Genomic DNA, 17,316 nt, shown 5'->3' with positions numbered 1-17,316 from the left:
TAAAATACATTAATAAAATATATTAAATACATTAATTAGTAGCTCTTAAAGCCTGACTCCGGTTTTCTTGAACTCTTTTTCACTGAAGAAAAGGGTGTAATCCTTAATCCCGGTAGCTTCCGAAATCTTCTCAGCTACTCTTTCGCAATCTTCGGGGTTATAGGAATGGACCATTGTAAACAGGTTATACTGCCAGTCAGGATACCGGGGGCGCTCATAACAGTGCGTAACTTCGGGAAATTCAGCCATGATATTCCCTACTGTTTCGATCTGCTCATCAGGAACGTTCCAGACGCACATTGCATTGGCTTTTATGCCTATGGCTCTGTGCCCGATTGAAGCCGCAAAGCGACGGATTTTCCCGGCTTTCTGGAGGTTCTTAAGCCTGTCAACAACCTCCTGTTCACTGATTCCAAGTTCAGAAGCAAACCCTTTGAAAGGGGAATGAGTGATTGGAATTCCGTCCTGCACCAGTTTTAACAGTTTTACATCCGTTTTATCCATAATTTCACCTGATATCAAACTTTACCTGGATTTTAAACAGGTGTTTTGTAGGAAGATCAAGAAGAGGACAGCCTGTTTTCTCCCGGATTTCGCTGAGAATCTCCTCAAGCCTGTTTTTATTAGGAGCAGAAAGCGTAAACCAGAGGTTATATTGTGCAGCACTCCTGAGATAATTATGGGAAACTTCGGGATACTCGTTAATAAAAATGGCAATTTCCTCTATGCGGGACTCGGGCACTTTCAGGGCTACAAGAGTACTTACGCCCCCCATATTTCTTGTGCTGAGGACAGGACCTACCCTTCTGACCGCTCCTTTCCTGTTAAGTTCTCGGAGCCTTTCAATGATTTCGGTTTCCGGAAGCCCGAGAATCTCGCCTAGCCTTGCAAAAGGTTCGACTTCGAGAGGGACTTCCTGCTGGATAAGGTTGAGGATTCTTTTGTCCGTCTCGTCAAGTTCTATTACCGAAACTTCCCCGTCATAAGGGTCCATATCACAGGAAAAATCGGCAGCCTCTTTTTTGAGCCGGTTTTTATAATTTTCAATATCATTCATCTCGATCACGATCATTTTTTTCCGGGCCTGTATATGCAGTAAGGCTCTTCTTCGAGATAATCGCCTGTGGCGGCATAGGCTCTTGCCCTGCAGCCTGCACAGACTTTTTTATATTCACATATCCCACACTTTCCTTTAAGCTCTTCGGGATCCCTCAATTTCCTGAAGACCTCGGAGTTTTCCCAGACATCTTTGAAAGGCTGCTCTCTTATATTCCCGGCAAGCGCGGGAAGGTAACCGCAAGGGTAGACCTGCCCGACACTTGATACGAAACAGAAACCTGTTCCCCCGAGGCAGCCCTTTGTCATGGCTTCGTAACCGTGAGTCTTCACTGATATCTCAATGCCTTCCTTTTTTGCACGCTGGCGCATGATCCTGAAATAGTGAGGTGCGCAGGTCGCCTTCAGCTGGATTTCCGATCCTTTCTGCATATCATAGAACCAGTGAAGGATGCGCTCATAGTCTGCCGGGGAAACCTCATCGGACTCTTCTCCCCTGCCTGTGGGCACAAGGAAAAAGACATGGTAAGCAACTGCCCCGAGCTCTTTTGCAAGCTCAAAGGTCTTCGGGATTTCCTCAAGGTTGCGCTTCGAAATCGTTGTGTTGATCTGGAAAGGAAAATCTGCTTTCCTGAGGACTTCAATGCCTGCAAGAGTCCTGTCAAAGGCCCCGGGCATGCCGCGGAACTCGTCATGAGTCTTTGCTAGCGCTCCGTCAAGGCTGATACTGAGCCTCTGCACGCCGGCATCCCTCAGTTTTTTCACAATCTCAGGAGTCAGGAGTGTCCCGTTTGTTGCAAGCACTACGCGGAGCCCTGCATCTGTCCCATACCTTGCAATTTCAAAGACATCAGGTCTGGTAAGGGGCTCGCCTCCGCTCAGGATGAGGATGGGTTTTCCAAGCTCCACAACCTCGTCAATGAAGTGTTTCGCTTCTTCGGTTGTAAGCTCGCCTTCGGGAACCGAGGAGGTGGAAGCTCCCCTGCAGTGCACGCAGTTCAGGTTACAGCCCGCAGTAAGTTCCCATGCAATAAGCCGTGGTGGATTTGTAATGGCAATCATGAATTAAGGGTTTTATTATGGAAGTAAGGGGTTAATGAAATATAAATTCGATATTAAGAATTTAATTATAATCAGGGTACTGAAGATAGATCAAACCAGCATTACTTAAAGTTAGTATAACTGAAATGTGACAGGTCATATTAATAAAGTAATATTAATATTCTGCCATTTCAAACAGTGACCTGTAAAAAGAGAACGGAAAGTAAAAATGTCGTGCCGGAAGACCAGAGATTTTGATGGCATTTTATAAAGCAGCAGAGAAAATTTCAAATCTATGAGTATCTTTATCCGGAAATTAAGCTTAATATTTAAACAATTCAGGAGTGAGATTTCTCTATTTTAGCAACTCTCCGCCACTCAATTAATCAGCAGAGTAATAACTTATGTGATAATACTCATTATTTAACTTTATATATTCAGTCCTGTTGCCGTATATGATGTTAGCAAACTCTGTCATATTTCCATTATGATTAAAAGGGAGCTTAATATCCTTTCCCGGATTCGTTACTGCTTCTTCAACATAGGGATATTTCTCGATATCTGCCAAACTAAATTCCACATATTTCTCAGGTGGGTGCTGAAGTTTATCTGCTCTTATGTACATACCTGCTCCAGGCTGGTAAATCATTAAAAAGAACACTAGAAGTAATGCTAAAGCGGCAAAAGAAATAATCATTAAAGCTGTTGTTCTTGATTTCATCCAGCATTCCCTACAGCATATCGAAAAAAATAGAAAATTAAGACCCCTCGGAGGCATAACTATGCAAGCCTTAATAGCCCTTAAAACTGGCATAATCATGCCCCTAAAGCGGTGTGGAGTTCAAGGTGAGCATGGAAAGTATATTCGAACTCCATAATTGACTTTTAATGAACTCTATATAAGTCTTCTAGCCATGCCATCAAACTAACAATCTTTTCATACTCTTTCATGCTCTTCTTGAATACACAGTTACTCTCTGGTCTCTGATTGTTTGATACCCTGGACAGAGAATTTATAAGGCTACAGTTATTGCAGGTGTTTTCCACGGATAAAAAAAGAAAAATGATTCGCGGCATGGAATGTTTATTATCGGAGTAAACTGGAGGATACAGGCCGCCATTGTATGTATTTTTTATTCCAGCAGAGTTCTTGGGTTGATAAAACCGCTCCTTAGCATATGGTCTGCAAGTACAAGAGCTATCATGGCTTCTGCAACCGGCACCATGCGAGGAGGAATCGTTGGGTCGTGCCTCCCTTTGATTACGATATCCGCATTTTCATGGGTTGTTAGATCAACGGTTTGCTGAGGTTTGCTTATCGAAGGCGTGGGTTTTACTGCCGCCCTGCAAACAATATCCAGACCTGTTGAAATTCCTCCGAGGATTCCGCCGGCGTTATTGCTAGAACAGATGACTTTTTCCCCGTCCATACGGAAGGAGTCATTCATTTCACTTCCACGCATTCGGGCAGCCTCAAATCCTGCTCCGATTTCAAACCCTTTGACTGCAGGGATGCTCATAATGGCTTTTGCAAGGTCTGCATCAAGCCTGTCAAATACGGGCTCTCCAAGGCCCGCAGGCACGCCTTTTATGATAATCTCGACAATCCCGCCTATGCTGTCCCCTTCCTGCCTCAGGGCTGCAACCTTTTCAAGCATTTTTTCAGCAGCCTCCAGGTCAGAGCATCGGACTGGGGTTTTTTCAACGTTGCCGAGAATTTCTTCAAAAGAAAGGGGTTTTGCCCGAATCCCGCCAAGTTCGATCACATGGCCTGCGATCTGAATTCCAGACCTGGAGAGCAAAAGTTTTGCAAGGGCACCGCCTGCGACTCTGCCTATTGTTTCACGGGCTGAAGACCTTCCCCCTCCGCGGTGGTCTCTTATTCCATAGCGGGCCATATATGAAAAATCGGCATGTCCCGGGCGGGGGGTATTTTTAATAGCATCATAAGAAGAAGACCGGGCATCCGAGTTCCAGACAAGCATGGAGATAGGAGTGCCTGTGCTCATGCCCTCGAAAACTCCGGAAAGTATCTCTACTTTATCAGCCTCGCTCCTGGGTGTGGAGACTTCACTCTGTCCAGGGCGCCGTCTGTCCAGTTCCTTCTGGATATCGGCTTCGGAAAAAGGAAGCCCTGCAGGCAGCCCGTCAACCACGACTCCGACAGCCCTGCCGTGGGACTCTCCCCAGGTCGTAATTTGAAACATCTGCCCGAAAACGTTTCCAGCCATGCATCTTAAGTGGTTTTTTTGGTATTTGATTCTTGGGGTAAAGCGGGTTCAAGGTGCACAACCACATCGGTAACGTCTTTGTATTCGGCTTTAAGCATTTTACTTACCCTGTGAGAGATAAGGTGTGCTTCTTCAAGAGTACTATCGGCCTGCACAAGGACATGCATATCTATCCGGATGTCGCCCATTCCGCCGCGTGTCCGGATTTTGTGGCATCCCATAACTCCTTCAATTCCCAGGACGAGGTTGCAGATGTCATTTTCTTCAAGCATAGACATGTCAAGAAGGACTTTTGAGTTTTCCTTCATAATCCTGAACCCTATCCTGAAGATAATCAGAGATATGAGAAGAGCTATCAGAGGATCAAGAAGGGGAAAACCCAGTTTTACGGCAGCCAGACTCACTATTACCGAAAGGGAGACATAGATATCGCTTTTCGTATGCTGGGAGTCAGCAATAAGAACCTGGCTTTTCAGGGCTAAGCCCTGCCTGTACTCATAGCGAGTGACCAGGTAGTTAATGCACATTGTGCCCAGTATTATTAGAAAACTGATGGTTGTTACCTCAGGCACACTCCGTATAAGGAAACGGTCAAGTGCATTCCGGAAAATCTCAAACCCCACATAAAGTAGGAGCAGAGAGATAAAAACAGAGGCTACAGTTTCATATTTCTGATGCCCGTAAGGGTGCTCTTTATCCGGAGGGCGCGATGCAATCAAACTCCCTATAATTCCCACAATGTTCGAGACCCCGTCAAATAGAGAATGGTACCCGTCTGCGGTCATGCTCAGAGCACCGCTCAGGGTCCCGTAGATAATTTTAGCAAAAGCTACAGCAAGGTTAAGGAAAAGCACAAGCACAAGAACTTGCTGGACTTTTTTAAACCTGCTTATCACCGGATAACATCCCCTGCTGAGAACCAGAATACCAGAACAAAAAATCAGGAAATTGAAGGATACTTAAGCCAGAATAATGTTATTGTACTAATTTGTGTTGTTTTAGTTATAATATTCTGCTGTGATTATAATATTCCTTTGTTACCGGATGGAAGCTGCCCATAGTCAAGAGACCTGCTGCAGCCGTTCAAACTAATTTTCCGGTCAGTTAAACCTGACCCTGATTTAAGTGGACACTATTAAGAAGTTAGCAACAACGCCTGCGAGAAAAGAAAAAAGATTGAAAGGATCTGAAATTAAAAGAGGGTGGTAAAGAAAAGAGCAGCTTAGCACTCAGAGCCTGTCCACAGAGTATAAGCTTCAACTATTTCCTTGCCTTCAAGGAAGACTAGCCCGTGCTCTTCACCATAATCTTTTGATTTTTCTTTAGAGAGCGCTTTCCCGCTATCGTCGTCAAGCATCTCGCAGACTACCATTGCAGGAGTGATTCCTGCCATACGGGCAAGAGCGATTGAAAGCTCTGTCTGGCCCATGCGCTCATCAAGAAGACCTTCAGCAGCCCTGAGAAGAGCTACGTGTCCCGGAGTTCTGAATTCGTTTCCAAAATGAACTCCATTTCCTGAAAGGGATTCTTCCGTGATCTCGCCTATTTTTCGGATTGTAAGAGCTCTTTCAATGTCAGGAATTCCAGTCCTTGTATCCCTGTGGTTGACCCAGATGGAAAAAGATGAATGTGCATCATATTTGAGGTCCCCTTCTTTTTCAACAACCTCTCCAAGGGAGGCACTCGTTTTGCTGGCTTCCCTGACAAGATCCGCCATGAAGGGCAATTTTAGCTGCTTTGACGCTACAGGGTCAACTGCCACACAGATAAGCCCGCCTGCATCTTTACGCATCCACTTAACATCCGTATAAGTAACAGCTTTTGCAGGGATCACGAGATCTGTTTCTCCTTCCCTTGAGTCCGAGTCATAGATCTGGATCATTTTTCCGGCACGCAGGGCTTCCAGTGCCCTGTTGATATTTTCATTGCTGTATTTCAGGCATTCGTATACGGTATTCTCACTCATTCCTGTCCCTCCGTACCCTGCTTTCTTAGCCGTGTCACAACTTTATCTCCATCTTTCAGTTTCAGGGCATCCCTGAGTTTTACCGGTGCAATAATCTCAATCAAATCCGAGGGGTAATGTGTCCTGTCAGGAACAACGACGGCAGCCTCTATACCCTCAACTCTGACAGGATAACAGTTGCCGCCTCCGAATGTGCGTTCCCCATCATTGAAACCTTCTATTCTGACAGCAGGCATTTCTTGCAGCCTGTTTCGAAGAGCTGAGCTACTTTCCGAGAGCTGTACATTAAGAGTACCCGGGAAAGGTATGAAGTGCAACTTTTCTTCAAACTGAGTCCTGTAACCCGGGATGTTTATATAATATTGACCTTCGCCAAGCCCTTTAAGCACATTTCCTTCGAGTTCCAGAGTATCAGGCTCTGAAGAAAATATCCTGCTGTATTCAACGTATTCGTTTTTTAGAATCTCAATCCCTTTTTCTGTCATCTTTATCAACTGGCCACCGGGTACCAGTTCTCTTTCAATTAGCCGCTCTTCTTCAAGCTGTTTTAGTTTTCTTGCTGCGGTTTTGGAACTGTCTCCCGTATGCTTATGAAACTCACTCGAAGAGACCTTAATAGTTTTATTCACTGCCCCTCTAAGGGCAAGTTTCTTTAGATATTCAATATCCGGCACTGCTGGCACCCATATTGCCTTAATTTTGAGATGCGTCTCAATAATGAGATAGTAGACTACGCATTTCAATATAATAAAGCTTTTGATATCGAAAAGGGAGGCAGGAAAGAGGAAGCAGTATTCCTAGAAGCTATATAAAAAGATTTACGAAATAATTAAATATAATAAAAAGAATCTTATCTGGACCTGCCATGACACAACATATCAAAATAGAATGCCCCTCATGTTCACCTGAGGAAAAAGTTTCGCACGAACTGATAAAACTTGGAATAAGCCCCCTTGTACATTGCCTGGAATGCGGGCTTGTTTATGTCCCCTTCGGATTAAAAACTCCAGAAAAAATAAGCGTAAGAGTTTTCGTAAACAGAATAGAGAAACCTTTTACTCGCTGGGTAAAACTAACCGCCGGGGAACTTCTATGCGAAGACGAAGAAATAGTCCTCGATAATGTAAAGGTCAGTGACGGTGAACCATTTATAATAACCTCTCTTCAGGTCGGAGTCAGAAGAGTCCCTTCTGCCCATGCTGAGGAACTTGATACAATCTGGGCACGGCCTCTGAACGAAATCACTTTCGCAAAGAGAAGAAAAATAAGGCAAAAACACCCGATATCCCCTGGAAGCATTAGATCAGTAGCTGAAATTTCTGCTCTTGCGGAATACTCAAAAGCAGTTCAGGAAAGCTAATCTACAAAAAAGACACTTCAATATATAAATCAATATTATTATATAGCCCTGATCTTGCAATTTCTTATCTTCCGGTACTTTTTTCTTATTGGATATTACTCTTTCTCATCTCATTTTCCTGTAACTTTTTTCTTCCTGGCTATTCTTGTAGAAAACTTTCTTGAGAAGATCACCGGAGAAGTTAAGTATTTAGTATTTTGAATCCATCTATTGATTTGACTATGATGAGAGAAATTGAAGTCGAATGCCCCTCATGTTCTCCGAAAGAAGAAATTGGGCATGAAGTTCTTAAAGAAGGGCAGAGCCCTCTTGTTCGCTGTCTGGAATGCGGACAGGTACATGCAGCGAAGATAAAAACACCGAAATCAGTCAATTTGAAGGTTATAGTTAGCAAGAAAGATACTTCAAGTACCTATAAAACTCAACTGGATTCCGAAACTGTCCTTCAGGTAGACGACGAACTGGTTGTAGATGATGAGGAAACAGGAGTAGTTTGTCCTATCCTGATTACGGCCCTTGATGCAGGAGGAAAAAGGGTCAAAGTAGCCAGGGCAGAAAATACCGAGACAATATGGGGAAGAGCCATTGATGAGGTTACTGTAAAGTTTTCTGCACAGGAAGGGACTGAAAAAACAGAGGTAATCGAGAAACGTGTTCCCGGAGATTATGAATTTGTTGTGGGAGCGGAAGAAAAAGTTGGAAATACCCGTCTTTTCATTACCAAAATAAAGATAAGAGATGGAAATTTCAGATCCAGAAAAGGCGATGCCGTACTTGCAAAATATGTGAAAAGGATTTTTGCCAGAAAGAAGGGGGATGGCTCTGGTCAACGCAGTTTCAGAAAAGGACCATGGTGAGAACAGAAGAAAAAAAGAAAAGGATGAAGAAGAATTTAAAAAGCTCCGCAAGCTTCTGGTAGAAGGGCTTGAAGGTTTCGTGCAGGACAAAAGAGTGCTCAGGGCAATGCTATGCGTTCCCAGGCACAGGTTTGTTCCTGAATATGAGCAGAGGGCAGCTTATGTGGACATGCCACTGGAAATCGGGGGCGGGCAAACAATATCTGCACCTCATATGGTTGCTATCATGTGTGAGATCCTGGAGCTGGCCGAAGGTCATAAAGTTCTGGAAATTGGGGCAGGTTCCGGGTACAATGCTGCAGTGATGGCAGAGCTCGTAGAGAAAACAGGGCATATCTATACTGTTGAACGGATAGAGTCTCTTGCAAATTTTGCGAAGAAGAACTTAAGGGAAACAGGGTATAATAATGTTACAGTTTTGCTTGAGAATGGATCAGTGGGTTATCCCCCATATGCTCCTTATGACAGGATAGCTGTAACATGCGCAGCCCCTGAGATCCCTGAAACTTTACTGGGACAGTTAAAGCCCGGGGGCATAATGGTAATTCCTGTGGGAAGCTATTCTCAGGAGCTTATCAGGGTTAAAAAGGATAGTAACGGTAATATACACAAAAAGAAAAAAGGCGAAGTTATCTTTGTGCCCATGATCGGAAAGCACGGTTTTAGAAAAACCTGGGGATAAGAAATCTGGACTAAGAAACCTGAAATAGGTCAGCAGTCTTTTTTAATAAACTGAAAAGAATTAATAAAGTATTAATAAGTGTGAAATTAACTACTTGATATGGACATCGACATAAACGAGGATTTTGAAGAAATCCATGTTAAAGATGTGTATATAGTCGACGTCTTCAGCGATCCCACACCTGTTGTACTTCTGGAGAATACAAAAGGTGAGATGCTTCCTATTTATATCGGACATCTGGAAGCCCTTTCGATAGGAAATGTGCTTAAAAATATATCTCCTCCTCGCCCAATGTCGCATGACCTGATGATCAATATTTTCGACCGCCTGGAAATAAAAATTGAGAGCGTAATGATCGATGACAAGGTGGACAAAGTCTATTATGCCCGCCTCCTTGTAAAGAAAGATAACAACATAATGCAGTTCGATGCAAGGCCAAGCGACTGCATTGCCCTTGCCCTCAGGGTTGGGGCTCCGATAAGAATTAGAAAGAAAGTCCTGGAATGTTCCGAAATAGAGATGTCCAGGCTTGAAGGCGCACGTGTAATGAATATTTTCGGCTGAAAACTATTGGTTACTGAATCTAACTGATTTCTGCAAAACTCTGTTATTTCATTTGCTCCGAATATTCGGTGTTCCGATCCCGCTTCTTCTTGCAGTTTCAGTCTTTTAGTTCAGTATTTTCTGGCAGCTTTTCTCATTTTCAGTATCCTCCTGCTTTCCGGACTTTTGCCGGTTTAATTTCAATAAGCTTTTAATAACAGTTACCTTCATTATCCCATAGATGCTCACCAAAAGAATCATACCATGCCTTGATGTAACCCTTGACAGAGCAGGAGGCTGTGTTGTCAAGGGCGTGGAGTTTGTGGACCTGAAAGAAGCCGGAGACCCTGTGGAGCTCGCCAAGCGTTATAATGAAGACGGCGCAGACGAGCTTGTATTTCTGGATATCACGGCTTCCGCTCACGGCAGGGAAACAATGATCGATGTAATCGAAAGGACTGCAGACGAGGTCTTTATCCCTCTCACTGTTGGAGGCGGGATCAGTTCTATCGATGCTATCCGCCAGATCCTGAGAGCAGGTGCGGATAAGGTCTCAGTCAACACCTCAGCCGTAAAAAACCCTGAATTTATCAAAGAGTCTTCCGACATATTCGGAGCCCAATGCATCGTTACTGCTATTGACTGCAGGCGAAACACGGATGTAAAAAATAACCCTGATAAAACAATTCTGGAACTGGAAGACGGGACTCCTGCCTGGTATGAAGTGGTAATCTACGGCGGGAGGCAGTCAACTGGAATTGATGCAGTCCAGTGGGCAAGAAGAGCAGAGGAACTGGGTTCGGGAGAGATCCTGCTCACAAGCATGGACAGGGACGGAACCTGTGCAGGTTATGACATTCCTATTACGAGAAAGCTTTCTGAAGAACTGGATATTCCGATAATAGCTTCAGGAGGGGTGGGAAACCCGCAGCATATTTATGAAGGATTTTCTGAAGGAAAAGCTGATGCCGCCCTTGCAGCAAGCATTTTCCACTTCAGCGAGTATTCAATACGGGAAGTTAAAGAGTACCTTAAAGAAAAGGAAATTCCCGTAAGGCTCTAAACTTTAAAAATAATAATCTGATATTATCTACAGGTCCCCTGGCAGGCGCCTATCCTGAAAGGTATATACCTAAGATTATTTTCCTACCTAAGATTATTTTCCGGGCAGGTGCCTGTCCATGTATGGCAGTCAGGGTTTAAAATAATCAAATAATAGATCGGCTGAGGAGAAAAAATATGGAAATTTCTGAATTTCAGAAGCTTATGTACGAACTCTATGCCCATAACGACAGAAGGAGAGGCGGAAAAGCCACAATGCTCTGGCTGGTTGAAGAGATAGGAGAACTTGCGGAAGCCATCCGTAGAGAAGAACCCGAGAACATAGAAGAAGAACTTGCGGACTGCTTTGCATGGATAGGCGCTCTTGCCAACCTTTACGGAATCGACCTTGAAGAGGCGTTCCTTAAAAAGTACCCCGGCATCTGCCCTACCTGCAGGCAAAAGCCCTGTATTTGCACTGACTGAATAAAGGCATATAGCAGCATCTTCATTGTATTGGGAAATCTTACATTCGGAAGCTTTCTTTTTCAGGACCTTTATAACATATATTGGCTTTCAAGTCTTAAGTTTATTTAGCCGTTATCCATTCAGTTTTCTTTTTTCCGATATTATATTAAATTTCAGATATTTGGGGATACTTTTTTATTTATTAGAGGTCATCTCTTACTTGAAATTTATCTGAATTCTTTATTTAATGGGGTAATAGAAGATGTCAGAAACACAAACTATGGAAACTCTTGAAGGTTTGCAGTTGAAGATCCTGAACAATACCAGCGACAACTTTGTACTTCAGGCTCAGAAGATTGAGAAAGGCAAGTACAAAAAAGGCCATGCAGCTCCGGAAAACATCGGATCTTATGAGGAAAAGAGTTTTGAGCTTGTTGCATGCGAAGGAAGCTGTGAGGGTGGAGCTGATATTGAAGGCTGGATTAAATATGGTATAGGATGCTCAGAAGGGTTCTTCAAAATACACTTCAAGTACATAGGAAGGCAAGACAAAGTCAGCTATTCCTGCGAATCCCATATGCACGGAGGAAAAATACTCTGTGAGACCTCAAAAGATAAGAAAAGCGACAGGATCGTAACCTGGATAATAGGACCGAAAGCATAAACCGAAAGAAAGCCTTTTAGGATTTTATCCAATAACACTTCAATTAATAGCCCCGTTTTATTATTTTTGCTCTGCCAGAAACCTTAATTGTAGCCTAATGTTTCTGGCAGAGCAAAAGACTCTCTGAAAATTATCCAAATAAACTTGTTAATTTACAAACAATTATCAGTGGATTATTTTTATAACGTTTTTCAGATAACTTTTAAAATCTGTGGAGAAGCGAATCCGACTGGTTGTTTCATTTTTAGTTTTCCCGTCAATAACTGCTTTTGTCATAAGCATAAGATTTTTTGCTCCATCTTTTGAGAACCCTGCCTGTATCAATGTATTTTCCCATTCTTCAGGTAATACCTGCTGTAAGGTTACATTTTTATTCAGTACTTCTTCAAATATTTTTGCAATATCTAAAGAACTATAATCAATGGGCCCGGAGATCTCATATACCCTTTCTTGCGGAGTTTTAGAGGTAATTACATCTGACAGGAATCCTGCAACATCTGGCGGAGCAATCATAGGCAACTCCATATCAGGCGGGAAAAAGGTTGGCAGTATCCCATATTCCTTGACCAATTCCAGGTATCCAAGCCAGTTACTGAAATAATAAGCGGGCCGAACAAAAACCTGTTCAATTTCAAAGTCGGAAAATGCATGTTCCAGCATATAAGATGCCATCAGGTTGCCTGTCCCGGATTCGTGCTGTGCCCCCATGGAAGATAAACCAACAATTTTAGTAATCCCTGAGGATAAAATAGCCTCTCTGTAATTGGTTATAATAGTTTGAATCTCACTTAGAAAGTCCTCGGATTCTGGATTTTCAGGTGTTAATAGAAAAACCGCGTTTCCACCCTGGAAAGCCTTTTTTAAGGCATCCAAGTCAAAATAATCTGCAATTTTAACCTCAGCACCCTTATTTCTTAATTCCTGTGCTTTAAGGTCGTTTCGAATAACAGCTCTTACGGGTTGACCTTTCTTTAAAAGATTATCAACAAGCATTGAGCCTACCTGTCCTGTTGCCCCTAATATTATATTCATTTCATACCTTCCAGCCGTGTATGATAGTTTGCATTAAATTTAGCTTATTCAATCCATAATGAAACTGACTACCTGTAAGAGAATTCCCAGCATTATAATAGTTACTCATAAGGTTCTCAGGAAAAGAGAGGATGCCAAAGTTTAATTAAGAGCATACTCAGTAATCCCATCTGATGAAGCCTGTAAAACCCGAACTGCTGGCTCCAGCCGGCGGCATGGAAGCCCTTACCGCAGCCGTAGAAAACGGAGCCGATGCTGTATACCTCGGAGCCAGGGCTTTCAGCGCCCGGGGATATGCATCCAATTTTTCAGAAGAAGAGCTCGAAAAAGCTGTTGATTACGCTCATCTAAGAGGCGTCAAGATATACGTAACCGTGAATACCCTGCTCAAGGGAGATGAAATGGAAAGCGCCCTTATTCTGCTTTCACGCCTGAGAGAAATGGGAGTCGATGCGGTTATCATTCAGGACCTCGGGCTTATTTCCCTTTCGAGAAAATACCTGCCTGACTTTCCCCTCCATGCAAGCACCCAGATGACTCTGCACAACAGTGAAGGGGTCAGGTTTGTAAAAGAGCTCGGCATCGAAAGGGTTGTGCTCTCACGGGAAGTTTCACTTGAAGAAATGAAAGAAATAAAAGAAAGAGATGCAATAGAGGTTGAAGTTTTCGTACACGGGGCTCTCTGCATTTCATATTCAGGGCAGTGCCTTTTGAGCAGCCTCATAGGTGGAAGGAGTGGAAACAGGGGATACTGCGCCCAGCCGTGCCGCAAAAAGTACAGGCTATATTGCGACGGAAAACAGATCAAGACCAGCGGCAGTTATCTTCTGAGCCCCAAGGACCTTAACATTACTTCAGGTCTGGGACCAATTATAGAAGCCGGAATAGAGTCTTTTAAAATTGAAGGCAGGATGAAAAGGCCGGAATATGTTGCCGGCGTTGTCAGGATTTACCGCCGCCTGATTGACAGATACCTGAAGGGCCCTGAAAGATGCCCGGTTTCAGGAGAGGAGCAGGAAACTCTTGCTCAGCTTTTTAACCGCGGCTTCACTTCAGGCTATTTTTTTGAAAAACCGCGTGGAAAACTTATGAGCCGGGAAAACCCTCACAACCGGGGGATTCCAGCAGGTACGGTTATCAGTTATGACAGGCGCACGCAACGTCTTCGTGTAAAACTCTCTAGCTCTCTCCGCCTGGGAGACGGGATAATGGTCGAAAATGCTGAAACCCGGCCCGAAGACAAAGGAAAAATCATATTCTCAATGTATACTGTAAAAGGTCAGGTATACAGTGCAGAAAAAGGTGAAACCGTAGAAATTCCTTTTGACTCAAGGGCACCATCAGGAAGCACGGTCTACAGGACGCATGACAAGAAGCTCATGGATTCCCTTAGAAAAGAAAGCGAATCAGGAGCGATGAGACCGAAGGTTCCGATATTCCTTACAGTAAACATTACGCCAGGGAAACCTGCAAGGCTTGAAGTGAAAGATATCGATTCAAACATTGTAACCGTTGAATCCGAGTATCTTGTAGAAAAGGCAGAGAAATCGCCAACCTCAAAAACCCAGATTGAAAAACAGCTCACCAAGCTTGGAAATACCCTCTTTGAGGCAGCCGAACTTAAAGTAAATGCGGAAGGGGATATTTTCATTCCCGTAGGGCAGCTGAATGACCTGAGAACGAAGGCAATCTCTCAGCTTGAAAAACTGCGAATATCAAAATGGAAGCGTGAGCCTATTGGAAATTTGCAGCTCTCCGCATTCGGAGAAAAAAAAGCAGAAGCAGTGAAAGAACAGGAGCCGGAAAAGCCGTTACTTTCGGTGTCCGTATATTCCCTCGAAGAGCTAGAAGGAGCTATTTCAGGCGGGGCAGACTGCATTTACTTCGAAGAAGGGCTTTTTAGACAAAAGAAAACAGCAGGAAAAGAGAAAAACTCCAGAGTAGAAGAGATTCCTCGCAAGGACCCTGATTTTATTTTTGAAAGCGCGGTTCTAAAAACCAGAACAGCAGGGAAGAGGATCTACTTCAACACTCCGAAAATCGTGAAGGATTCCGAGATGAAACAGGTAGAGGAACTTTTCTTGCGCGCGGAAAAATTCGGAGCCGATGGTGTACTCGTTTCAAACCTGGGGACATTTAACTTTGCTAAAAGAAAAGGGATTCCGTGTATTGCAGATAGTCCCCTGAATATCTATAACGGTTTCACTCTTGCTCTCCTCCTGGAAAAGGGGGCAAAAATGGCTGTCCTATCACCCGAATTAACGCTTGAAGAACTCAAAAAGGTAGCTTCTTATGGGCCTGCAGAGTGCATTGTGCACGGCCGCCTTGAACTGATGGAATCGGAACACTGCATTGCAGGAGGGCTGCTCGGAAAAAATGGAGGGAAGTGCAGTTCTCCGTGCAGCTCAGGGAATTTTAAGCTGGTAGATGAAAAGAATTACGAGTTCCCCCTGCTCATGGACTACCAGTGCAGGACCCATCTCCTGAACTCAAGATCTCTTTGTATGCTCGAATATATTCCCAAGCTTATCGAAAGCGTTGTCTCAAGTCTGAGGGTTGAAACTCTGGGAATGGATAACGCAGAAGAGATAAGGAGAATCACAGAGAAATACAGGCAAGCTATTGACGCATTTTATAAGCCAGGAAAAAAGATAAAGGAAAAATGCGAGGACCTGGGAAAAGGTTTTACGACAGGGCACTATTTTAGAGGAGTACAGTAATAAATCTCGAGAGAAATTTCCTGAAGGGTGAAAAAAATGGAAAAATTTGTATTCTCAGGGCAGGATAAGCCAAAAATTTTTGTTTCGGGATCTATCCGGGGAGGGAGGCAGCTTCTCGATACCTACGGGTTTATGTGTGACATTATTGGAGAAGCAGGCGCAGAAGTACTCAGCTTGCATGTTGCAGACCCGGAGCTGGAAGAGACAGAATCAAAGATGACCGAACAGGAAATTTATGATAGGGATATGGGACTGCTTGCAAGAAGCAATGCCCTTATTGCAGAAGTGACAGTACCGTCTACTGGCGTAGGTTACGAAATATGCAGAGCGCTTGACCTGAAAATCCCCGTTCTCTGCCTTCACAGGCCCGATGCGGCAGTTTCTGCAATGGTACTTGGAAATCCCTATCCTTTGATGGTAGTACGCTCTTATTCAAGCGAAGGCGAACTTAAAGAAATAATTATTAAATTCATCCGGGCTCTTTAAAGAAAGAAGCGCCATAAAATAGTTTTTATTCTAGAGATAAAAGAGAGCAGGAGACGTTTTCGAGTACATTTGATAGAATATATTAAATATGGGACACTGTTTCATAAAACTCAATGATAAATATAAATAATTTGAACACTATGTATAATCTATGGTAGTTGACATTACCGAAATCTCAGTACTGATCCTGGCAGTTGTAGCAGCTGTTTTGCTATACAAAATCCTCAAGACTGCCACCAGCCTTGCAATAAATGCAGTGCTTGGAGTATTAACCCTGATCGTAGCAAAGGTTTTACTGGGACTTGAAATCGCAGTTACCTGGATAGCAGTCCTTGTCTGCGCAATAGGAGGAATCTTCGGAGCCCTTGTAATAATTGTGCTCAATTATCTTAAGCTTGGATTTGCGTAAAAATAAAAGTTAAACGTTAAAATTTTAAAGTTATTAAAGGACCTGAAGCGGCAGAGAAAGGACAGGATATCAGGCACATCTTAATCGGGTTCAGGTTTCCGGAAAACTGCCCTGATCATATGCCGTTGATAAGGTTCCCCTCTAAAAATTTTCTCTTTTAGTATGTTTTCCAGTTCAAGGACCTCAAATTCGCTAAAAAGTGTTTTCACTTCTTCTTCAGTGAAATAGTGATAAATTATACCATTCTGGCGGGCAAATGTTTTCTCCTCAGCTGGGCTTGAAGCCTCCCCTCCGCAACGCATATCCCTGCAGCCGAAAGCTTCGAAAAAAACGAGGCCTTCTTTTCTTAGCAGGCGGGAAAACTCCCTTACAGCGGTTTCCCTTTCCCCTTTAAAAAGGTGCTGGAGTACTCCGTAACAGATTATTCCATCAAATGATCCTGATTTGAAAGGAAGTGCATGTATGCTTGCCCCAATATGTTCTGCAAACCTTCTGCTTCTTGAAAATTGGGAACGGGAACTGAGAAGGGCAGTTAAAGAAACGTCTACTCCTACGGAAGTATAATTCCGGGAAATTTCCCCAAGATATCTCCCGTTTCCCGAACCCGCATCCAGGACTCTCGCTCCAGAGGAAAGGTAAGCCTGAAGGTTCCTTACGGATGCAGGCCCTCCCCATTTGAGATGATTATATTCCTTATCCCATGCAAGAAAATGCTCTTTTGAAGGGACTGAACGTTTTTCCATCGGTTTATATACTCCTT

General features: G+C 43.5%; 20 protein-coding genes. 10 read left to right on the top strand and 10 right to left on the bottom strand.

The genetic code is table 11. The features are described 5' to 3' along the window. Positions 1-45 precede the first annotated feature (45 nt). The 8 genes from ahbB to RSJ42_RS18200 all read right to left on the bottom strand — a co-directional run bounded on the left by ahbB (position 46) and on the right by RSJ42_RS18200 (position 6,968). A complete protein-coding gene (gene ahbB / locus RSJ42_RS18235) occupies positions 46-504 on the bottom strand; it encodes a siroheme decarboxylase subunit beta (RefSeq protein ID WP_410508632.1) in 459 nt (152 codons plus the stop codon). 4 nt (positions 505-508) lie between these two features. Beyond that, entirely contained in the window at positions 509-1,057 is a 549-nt protein-coding gene (gene ahbA, locus RSJ42_RS18230; RefSeq protein ID WP_410508631.1) for a siroheme decarboxylase subunit alpha, read from the bottom strand. Positions 1,058-1,068: 11 nt separating this feature from the next. Continuing rightward, positions 1,069-2,118: a heme b synthase gene (gene ahbD / locus RSJ42_RS18225; protein WP_410508630.1), complete on the bottom strand. Its 1,050-nt coding sequence runs from the start codon at positions 2,116-2,118 to the stop codon at positions 1,069-1,071. A 361-nt stretch (positions 2,119-2,479) separates the two neighbouring features. Beyond that, positions 2,480-2,911, bottom strand: a complete 432-nt coding sequence (locus tag RSJ42_RS18220) for a hypothetical protein (protein ID WP_410508629.1) — start codon at positions 2,909-2,911, stop codon at positions 2,480-2,482. Positions 2,912-3,230: 319 nt separating this feature from the next. Beyond that, complete coding sequence (gene aroC / locus RSJ42_RS18215) at positions 3,231-4,328, bottom strand: chorismate synthase (RefSeq protein ID WP_410508628.1); 1,098 nt, start codon at positions 4,326-4,328, stop codon at positions 3,231-3,233. A 5-nt stretch (positions 4,329-4,333) separates the two neighbouring features. Beyond that, positions 4,334-5,224 (bottom strand): cation diffusion facilitator family transporter, encoded by an 891-nt coding sequence (locus RSJ42_RS18210; RefSeq protein ID WP_410508627.1) that lies wholly within the window; start codon positions 5,222-5,224, stop codon positions 4,334-4,336. A gap of 326 nt (positions 5,225-5,550) precedes the next feature. Next, positions 5,551-6,294, bottom strand: coding sequence for a 3,4-dihydroxy-2-butanone-4-phosphate synthase (gene ribB, locus RSJ42_RS18205; protein ID WP_410508626.1), 744 nt, complete (start codon positions 6,292-6,294; stop codon positions 5,551-5,553). Further along, on the bottom strand, positions 6,291-6,968 hold the full coding sequence (locus tag RSJ42_RS18200; RefSeq protein ID WP_410510424.1) for a winged helix-turn-helix domain-containing protein/riboflavin kinase: 678 nt from the start codon (positions 6,966-6,968) through the stop codon (positions 6,291-6,293). Before RSJ42_RS18200 ends, ribB begins: the two co-directional genes overlap by 4 nt. Before the next feature lie 191 nt (positions 6,969-7,159). Between RSJ42_RS18200 and RSJ42_RS18195 the strand changes: the two genes are divergently transcribed. From RSJ42_RS18195 to RSJ42_RS18165, 7 genes are all read left to right on the top strand, one after another. Beyond that, positions 7,160-7,654, top strand: coding sequence for an HVO_0476 family zinc finger protein (locus RSJ42_RS18195; RefSeq protein WP_410508625.1), 495 nt, complete (start codon positions 7,160-7,162; stop codon positions 7,652-7,654). A gap of 221 nt (positions 7,655-7,875) precedes the next feature. Then, complete coding sequence (locus tag RSJ42_RS18190; protein ID WP_410508624.1) at positions 7,876-8,511, top strand: HVO_0476 family zinc finger protein; 636 nt, start codon at positions 7,876-7,878, stop codon at positions 8,509-8,511. Beyond that, positions 8,453-9,193: a protein-L-isoaspartate O-methyltransferase gene (locus RSJ42_RS18185; RefSeq protein ID WP_410508623.1), complete on the top strand. Its 741-nt coding sequence runs from the start codon at positions 8,453-8,455 to the stop codon at positions 9,191-9,193. The genes RSJ42_RS18190 and RSJ42_RS18185 overlap by 59 nt, the downstream gene beginning before the upstream one ends. Positions 9,194-9,292: 99 nt before the next feature. After that, positions 9,293-9,757, top strand: coding sequence for a bifunctional nuclease family protein (locus tag RSJ42_RS18180; protein ID WP_410508622.1), 465 nt, complete (start codon positions 9,293-9,295; stop codon positions 9,755-9,757). A gap of 220 nt (positions 9,758-9,977) precedes the next feature. Beyond that, positions 9,978-10,799, top strand: a complete 822-nt coding sequence (hisF, locus tag RSJ42_RS18175; protein WP_410508621.1) for an imidazole glycerol phosphate synthase subunit HisF — start codon at positions 9,978-9,980, stop codon at positions 10,797-10,799. Between the two features lie 176 nt (positions 10,800-10,975). After that, positions 10,976-11,263 (top strand): MazG nucleotide pyrophosphohydrolase domain-containing protein, encoded by a 288-nt coding sequence (locus RSJ42_RS18170; protein WP_410508620.1) that lies wholly within the window; start codon positions 10,976-10,978, stop codon positions 11,261-11,263. Between the two features lie 244 nt (positions 11,264-11,507). Further along, entirely contained in the window at positions 11,508-11,909 is a 402-nt protein-coding gene (locus RSJ42_RS18165; RefSeq protein ID WP_410508619.1) for a hypothetical protein, read from the top strand. Between the two features lie 165 nt (positions 11,910-12,074). On the opposite strand, the gene RSJ42_RS18160 is transcribed toward RSJ42_RS18165, so the two are convergent. After that, positions 12,075-12,941 carry an NmrA family NAD(P)-binding protein gene (locus RSJ42_RS18160; protein WP_410508618.1) on the bottom strand — a complete coding sequence of 289 codons (867 nt, stop codon included), beginning with the start codon at positions 12,939-12,941 and terminating at the stop codon, positions 12,075-12,077. Positions 12,942-13,114: 173 nt separating this feature from the next. On the opposite strand from RSJ42_RS18160, the gene RSJ42_RS18155 reads away from it, so the two are divergent. From RSJ42_RS18155 to RSJ42_RS18145, 3 genes are all read left to right on the top strand, one after another. After that, complete coding sequence (locus RSJ42_RS18155; protein ID WP_410508617.1) at positions 13,115-15,661, top strand: DUF3656 domain-containing U32 family peptidase; 2,547 nt, start codon at positions 13,115-13,117, stop codon at positions 15,659-15,661. 36 nt (positions 15,662-15,697) lie between these two features. Next, a complete protein-coding gene (locus RSJ42_RS18150; RefSeq protein ID WP_410508616.1) occupies positions 15,698-16,147 on the top strand; it encodes a nucleoside 2-deoxyribosyltransferase in 450 nt (149 codons plus the stop codon). A 151-nt stretch (positions 16,148-16,298) separates the two neighbouring features. Then, positions 16,299-16,556, top strand: coding sequence for a pro-sigmaK processing inhibitor BofA family protein (locus tag RSJ42_RS18145; RefSeq protein ID WP_410508615.1), 258 nt, complete (start codon positions 16,299-16,301; stop codon positions 16,554-16,556). A gap of 80 nt (positions 16,557-16,636) precedes the next feature. Here the strand turns inward: RSJ42_RS18145 and RSJ42_RS18140 are convergent, their stop codons facing one another. After that, complete coding sequence (locus RSJ42_RS18140) at positions 16,637-17,299, bottom strand: class I SAM-dependent methyltransferase (RefSeq protein WP_410508614.1); 663 nt, start codon at positions 17,297-17,299, stop codon at positions 16,637-16,639. Positions 17,300-17,316: the final 17 nt, after the last annotated feature.

Origin of the sequence: Methanosarcina hadiensis (genome assembly GCF_046529725.1) — an archaeon.
GTDB classification, from domain to species: Archaea; Halobacteriota; Methanosarcinia; order Methanosarcinales; family Methanosarcinaceae; genus Methanosarcina; species Methanosarcina hadiensis.
Note: the sequence above shows the minus strand (reverse complement) of the source record. Positions and strands in the feature narration are given on the sequence as shown.